General features: G+C 63.0%; 4 protein-coding genes and 1 pseudogene. 1 reads left to right on the forward strand and 4 read right to left on the reverse strand.

Translation table 11 applies throughout. The annotated features are described in order from the left end of the window. The first annotated feature begins 71 nt into the window (after positions 1 to 71). Positions 72 to 1,157: a zinc ABC transporter substrate-binding protein gene (locus tag ACP151_RS13935; protein WP_424979508.1), complete on the forward strand. Its 1,086-nt coding sequence runs from the start codon at positions 72 to 74 to the stop codon at positions 1,155 to 1,157. Positions 1,158 to 1,188: 31 nt separating this feature from the next. Here the strand turns inward: ACP151_RS13935 and ACP151_RS13940 are convergent, their stop codons facing one another. The 4 genes and pseudogenes from ACP151_RS13940 to ACP151_RS13955 form a co-directional block, all read right to left on the reverse strand. Beyond that, positions 1,189 to 2,460 (reverse strand): NAD(P)/FAD-dependent oxidoreductase, encoded by a 1,272-nt coding sequence (locus tag ACP151_RS13940; protein ID WP_424979509.1) that lies wholly within the window; start codon positions 2,458 to 2,460, stop codon positions 1,189 to 1,191. Further along, on the reverse strand, positions 2,450 to 2,626 hold the full coding sequence (locus ACP151_RS13945; RefSeq protein ID WP_424979510.1) for a hypothetical protein: 177 nt from the start codon (positions 2,624 to 2,626) through the stop codon (positions 2,450 to 2,452). The genes ACP151_RS13940 and ACP151_RS13945 overlap by 11 nt, the downstream gene beginning before the upstream one ends. A 160-nt stretch (positions 2,627 to 2,786) precedes the next feature. After that, on the reverse strand, positions 2,787 to 5,330 hold the full coding sequence (locus tag ACP151_RS13950; protein ID WP_424979511.1) for an AMP-binding protein: 2,544 nt from the start codon (positions 5,328 to 5,330) through the stop codon (positions 2,787 to 2,789). Between the two features lie 148 nt (positions 5,331 to 5,478). After that, positions 5,479 to 6,509, reverse strand: a pseudogene (locus tag ACP151_RS13955) (IS30 family transposase). Positions 6,510 to 6,553: the final 44 nt, after the last annotated feature.

Here is a 6,553-nt window from a genome sequence, read left to right on the forward strand (position 1 = left end):
CCTCTTGATATGTTATGTTATGACGTTTATCAACCCGAACGAAATGTTATAAAGTTACATCGGAGAGTGACATGCGGAACGCGGTGGCAGCGGCAGTGCTTTTGGCGGCAACGGGGGCGGCCTGGGCAGAGGTGCCCAAGGTTGCGGCGGATATTACGCCGGTGCACGGGCTGGTGGCGCGGGTGATGCAGGGCATGGGCGCGCCGGCCCTGGTGGTTCGGCCGGGCGCTTCGCCGCATGGCTATTCGATGCGCCCCTCTGAGGCGCGGGCGCTGGATCAGGCGGATGTGGTTTTCTGGATGGGGGGTGGTTTGACGACCTGGCTGGAAGGTCCGCTGGAGGAACTGGCGGGCGATGCGCATCGGGTTGCATTGCTGGAAAGCACCGGCACATTGGTGCTGCCGTTCCGCGAGGGCGCCCGGTTTGAGGCGCATGACCATGGTGACCATGAGGCGCAGGAAGATCACGCAAACCATGACGGTCCCGAGGAGCATGAGGACCATACCGGTCACGATGACCACGGCCATGAAGATCATGAAGAACATGATGATCACGCGGGCCATGATGACCATGATCATGAAGAACATGCGGCGCATGAGGATCACGGTGATCATGATGATCACGCCGATGCTGATGGGCATGACCACCAGGGCGCCGATCCGCATGCCTGGCTGCTGCCGGGTAATGCCCAGGCCTGGCTGGATGTAATTGCCAAAGAGCTGGCAGAGCATGACCCGGATAATGCAGCGACCTATGTGGCCAATGCAGAGGCGGGCAAGCAGGAGATTGCAGAGGCTGTGGCAAGCGTTTCGGCTGCGCTGGAGCCGTTCCAGGACAAGCCGTTCATCGTGTTCCACGATGCCTATCAGTATTTTGAGCGGGGCTTTGGTCTTAGCGCGGTCGGGGCGATCACGCTCAGCGATGCGGCAAAGCCAAGTCCGGCGCGGATTGCGGAAATCCGGGATGTGGTGGCGGCTCGGAAAGTGGCCTGCGTGTTTTCCGAGCCGCAGTTCAATCCGGGGCTGGTTGCCACGGTGCTGGATGGCACCGGCGCGGGCACTGCGGTGCTGGATCCCTTGGGGGCCGGGCTGGAACCGGGGCCGCAGTTCTATCCGGCGCTGCTGCAGGATATTGGCGCGGCAATTGCCGGTTGCTGAAGATGCGGGCGCGCCAAGCGGCCTGCCTTGATCACCTGTTGCTGATCAGATGGGTGAGCGTGGCGCCGGTCTCGTAGTAGGTGCTGCGCAGACTCGCAAAGGGCAGGCTGTGGTCGGGGACGGGCGGCACCGGCAGGCAGGTGCTGTCGCCTGTCAGCAGCGCCTCGGCCATGGCGGTACCGAACAGGGTGCCGGGGCCGATACCGCGACCGGAATACCCAAAACAGGCAAAGCCGCCCTGCAGGTCCAGAATCTTGGGCAAATGCTCGGCGGTCATGGCGATGCGACCGTGCCAGTGGCTGCGCAGCTGCGCCTCTTTCAGATCCGGATAAAGGGCTGCCAGTTTGCGGGGCAGCCAGCTGCGGTGCAGCGCGCTGCCGAAATGGTCGAGCGCGCCCATGCCGCCGATGATCAGCCGCCCGGCCTGATCCAGCCGCCAGGACGACATCACCAATGCGGTATCCCAACAGCCTTCCTTCATTGGCAGGATCTGCCTGAGCAGCGGGGCGGGCAGCGGATCGGTGGCGGCCTGGAAATAATGCACCGGGATCACCTGCGGCGCGGCGTAACCGGAGAGGCTGCGGGCATAGGCGTTTGTGGCCATGATCAGATGTTTGGCGCGGATGCTGCCTTTGGGCGTTGCCACATGCCACGTGCTGCCGTCGCGGCTGATGGCGGTGGCGGCAGAATGTTCATGCAGCTGCGCGCCTGCCCGGGCGGCGGCGCGGGCAAGGCCGCGGACAAAGGCGAGCGGCTGGATGGTGCCTGCACGCGGGTCAAACAGGGCGCCGTGCACGGCCTCGGAGCCGGTGCGCTGGATGGCGTCATCGCGCGGCAGCAATTGGACCGGAGCACCGATTGCGCGGAGCTGGGCATGGCGGCGCTGCAGATCTTTCATCCCGGCGGGCGCATGGGCGCAGTGCAGGGTGCCGCCGGTTTCCGCTTCGCATTGGATGGCGTGTTTGGTGATCAGCGAGAACACCATGTCCGGGGCACCCGCCAGCAGCTGGGACAGGCGGCTGCCGGTCCCAGCGCCCAGTTCGGCGTTGATGTCTTCGGGCGGCAGCCAGAGGCCGGCATTGACCAGCCCCACATTACGCCCGGAACCGCCGCTGCCGGTTTCATCTGCCTCGATCAGGTGAACCGAGGCCCCCATTTCTGCGGCTTTCAGTGCAGCAGAGCAGCCGGTAAAGCCGCCGCCGATCACCACAAGATCGGCTTCAGCCTCGCCGGTGAGCTCCTCGAAGGCGGGGGTCTCCTGGCAGGTTTGATGCCAGAGGCAGGATGCCAGATCAGATGTCAAACTTGATCTCCTGAGCAAGCGGCGGCCCGGGTGAGTAAATCACCGTATCGGTCTGCCGGCGCATGTATCCGTTGCAGGCGCCGGAGCTGTTTTCGCGGCCGTCGCCGGTTTTCTTTCCGCCCCCGAAAGCGCCGCCGTTTTCAGCGCCGTCGGGGCCGGTGTTCACATGGGCAATACCGCAGTCCGCGCCCGTTGCCGAGAGGTGAAATCCTGCTCTGAGCCCGAATGGGGTGGTGCCGGAGGCCGTGCAGAAGCTGGAAGCCTGGATGCGCAAGCAATTGCGGACACGGCCGGATTAAGATGTTCTGCCCGGCGTCACCAGGCTGTCAGATATTTGCCTGGGCCATGGTGGGGCGGCGGTTCCGCACCTGCAACCACATCCGGACCAGCTGCCGCTGCAGGGCGGCGGCGGCCAGGCCCAGGGCAATGCCGCCAAAGATGGCCAGCGCATCATTCAACGGGCTGCGGCCCTCGAGCCCTGCCATCGGCATCAGCAGTTCCGGTACAAAGCGGTGCAAAAGATAGATGTGAAAGGCCGCCTGGGCGAGCCGCATCATGGGCCGCACGGCAATGCGTGGCATCGGCAGGCGGGACATGAACAGCAGCCCGGCGATCAGCGCCAGCAGCCACATGTATTTGATCCAGCCGCCGTACCAGTTGCCGCCCAAATAGGCCGCCATCGGCATGATGATGCAGGCGGCGGCCAGCACCAGCAGCCGCTGTGTCAGCGTGCTCGCGGCTGTGATGCACCAGCCAAGCGCAAACAGGTAGAACACCCAGGGCACGGTGAACTGCGCCCGGCCGCCGATGTTCCAGAACTCGGGCACGCCAAGGCGCAGCGCGATGGCAAAACCCAGCAAGCAAAGACCTGCGCGAAAGGCGCCCTGATGCACCAGCCAGCGGCGCAGCGGCGGCAGCATGAACGGCAGGGCCACAAGCAGGGTCATCTGCACGTAGGCTTCGATGAACCAATAGAGATAGGGCAGCATCAGACCGGTTTCGGGGACGGTCAGGGCAAAATTGCCAGCCAGTAAGACCGACACCCAGGGCATCTGCTCCCAGGCGACGGCATAGCCCGCAAGGATCAGGTAGTAGGGGATCAGCACTGCGGCCACGGGTTTGAAAAAACTGTGCAGATCGCCGGATTTCAGCGCGTCCCACCGAAACCCTGCGATGCTCATCCCCATCAGGATGACCATAGCTGCAGCACCGCCGAATACCGGCCAGAAGGTCTGATGCGCCACCACCACGGCGAAGATGGCCAGAACCCGGGCGACAAGATCAAAGGGCAGGCCTGCGGCGGGCGCTGGAGCGGCCTGCTGCAAGTCCTTGACGGGCATCTTTTCCCAGCCCGCCGGGGCGCCGCCCAGAATGTCGTCCAGCGCCAGCGACAGTTCCACATGGCGCAGCGAGTCGCCGCCAAGCGAGGCAAAGCTGTCGTTGCGGCCCACGGTCTGCGGCGCAAATGCCGCCTGATAGGCAGCCAGAACCCCTTTGGCGCGCTTGGGGGCTGCCGATTGGGCCCGAAGCATCGGGTAGTCGATCTTGCCATTGGCGCGGCGCGGCAGGGATTTGCGCGGGATCACGGTGAAATGCTGCTGGCCGACGCCGGTCATCCGGGCGGCCAGGGCGGCGATGCCATCCGGGTGGCCGCAGATGGCGATGGAGATACGGGTATCGTCGCCCCAGACTGAGGCCTCGTGCCCCTGGGCGGCCAGGGCGCGTTCAATGGCGTCATGGCCGATGCGCAGCCCGGCGATCTTGGACATCCGCGACAGCCGGCCGGTGATATGGTAGAGGCCACAAGCCGCGCGCCGGGCCAGATCACCGGTGGCGAGTTCGCTGAGTTCTGCGCCTTTGAGCAGATCTGCGCTGCCTTCGGCATAGCCCATCATCACGTTCGGGCCTTTATAGATCAGCTCTCCCTCACCTTCCGGTGTGGTGATGTCCCTGCCGCCGGCGTCGCGTAGCAGCAGCTGGCCGCCAGGAATGGCAAGACCAGCGGCACCGGCGTTGTCCTGCGCCAGCTCTGGCGGCAGATAGCTGATCCGCGCAGTGGCCTCTGTCTGGCCGTACATGACAAAGAACCGGCCTGAGCGGTGCTGCATCCGGGCAGCCCATGTGCGGACCTGCTCCGGTTCCATTGCGCCGCCCGCAACGGTCAGTGTCCTGAGAGATCCGGGCAGCGCCTGCGCCAGGCCGGCGCTTTCCAGCAGCCGGAAGTGATGCGGAACCCCAGCCAGGCTGGTGGCGGCGGAGGCAGCAAGAGCCTCTGCAAACCCGGTGTCCAGCACCGAGCCGGGGGCCAGCCATAGGCTGGCGCCAGCTGCCAGATGCGAATGCAGCACCGACAACCCGTAGGAATAATGCAGCGGCAGGATCAGCGCGGCGCGGTCCTGGGGCTGGATCTCCAGATACTCGGCAATGGCGCGGGCGTTGCTGTCCACGGCTGTGGCAGACAGGCGCACGCCGCGGCCGTGGCCGGTGCTGCCAGAGGTTTGCAGCAGCAGGGCAAGCTCGGGATGGATATCTGCGGGCGCGCGCGTATGTGCAATCAGCTGCCAGCTGCCGTTCACATGGCGAAAGCTGGCGGCAGGGCAGAAGCGGTCTTCCAGGCGGGCGGCGGTCTCGGCATCCCTGGCGGGCAGCGGCATCACTGCATGGCCGGCCGCGAGCGCGCCGAGATAGGCCGCAATGGCCTGCGGATCGCTTGCAGCTTCCACCGCAATCAGCCGCCGAACGGGCGGCAACTGGCGTGCAAAGTCTTCTGCGGCGTCTGCCAAGGCAGCATAGGTCAGCTGCGGTCCTGCTGCCGGTATCAGGCAGGGCCGGGCGCCAAAAATGCGCAAACTTGCCAAGTCATAAAACATCCGCAACTCCTTCGAGCGCGGCGGGTATTATAATTTACTAATTCTGTCAATTATTCCTGAGCAGCTTGTTGCCGCCCACGCAGGAAGATCGCGTGAAGTTGCAACCAAGCTGAAATGTCACCTGTGAGCGATACCTGAACTGCGACTCCTATTGGCGTTGAGGGTAGGGGGATCGGCCCATCTCTTCCATCATCTTTTCACGGAAGACTTCAGCGGGCGTCTTCCATCCAAGGCACTTGCGAGGCGTATTGTTGAGCCGATCACAGATCACCTTCATGTCCTCGTCTGTGATCGTCCTAATGTCGCGCTTGCGAGGAAGCCATCTTCGGACCCTTCGATTGGTGTTCTCGACCGTGCCTTTTTGCCACGGGCTGGAAGGATCGCAGAACCATGTCTGCGTCCCGATTTCGGCCTGCAAATGTGGCCAGCTGACGAACTCGGTACCGCGATCAAAGGTGTGATTGATTTGCGGGCCAGATGAGGCAGGTCGCGTACGGCTTTCATAATTTTCCCCATCACCGGCTTGGTGCGCTTGTTCGGGTTCTTCAGCAGCACGGTGAAGCGGCTGACACGTTCGACCAGCGAGGTGACATTGGTTTGCCCAAGTTTCTGTTTGAACAGCATCAAATCTCCCTCCCAGTGCCCAAACTGGCGACGGTGAGCGACATCATCTGGCCGGAATAGAATGCTGACATCACGGTCGAACTTGGGCTTCTGGCGCTTCCTGGCACGGCGTGGCCTGCGGGATTTCCGATGTTCGGGCAAGTACCACCAGAGCTCTTGGTCCATGCCTTCCTTAGAATAGATGTAGCGGTAGATCGTCTCCTGGCAGACGCGTAGCGTAGCACCTTCATAGATCATCCGGTTGCCGATCTGCTCGGGCGTCCATCCTTGCTTGATCCGTTCGATGACGCGCTTGCACAGATCGGGATGTCTGATCAGCTTGCGTTGCGTGGAACGGCGTTGCTGCGTGCGCTGGTGTGCTGCCATGCCGAAGTATCCCGCGTACTTCTTGGGAAAGGCATCATCGGCCCAGAAGTTGCGTTTGATCTCTCGGAATATCGTCGACTTGTGACGCTTCAAAACGCGCGCCATCTCAGCGACAGGGACCTTTGCAAGCCACCAGTCTTCGATCCTGCGCCGTTCTTGTAAGCTCAGTTGCGTATATACCGTTCCCATGCAATATTCCTCCTATTAGATAACTCATTGTTTTCTAATAGGAG

The sequence above is a fragment of the Leisingera sp. S232 genome (assembly GCF_049800895.1).
Taxonomy (GTDB): domain Bacteria; phylum Pseudomonadota; class Alphaproteobacteria; order Rhodobacterales; family Rhodobacteraceae; genus Leisingera.

Bases quoted from the DNA above. Each gene is read 5' to 3' on its own strand.
- ACP151_RS13935 (WP_424979508.1), top strand. From the start codon at position 72: ATGCGGAACGCGGTGGCAGCGGCAGTGCTTTTGGCGGCAACGGGGGCG.
- ACP151_RS13950 (WP_424979511.1), bottom strand. From the start codon at position 5,330: ATGTTTTATGACTTGGCAAGTTTGCGCATTTTTGGCGCCCGGCCCTGC.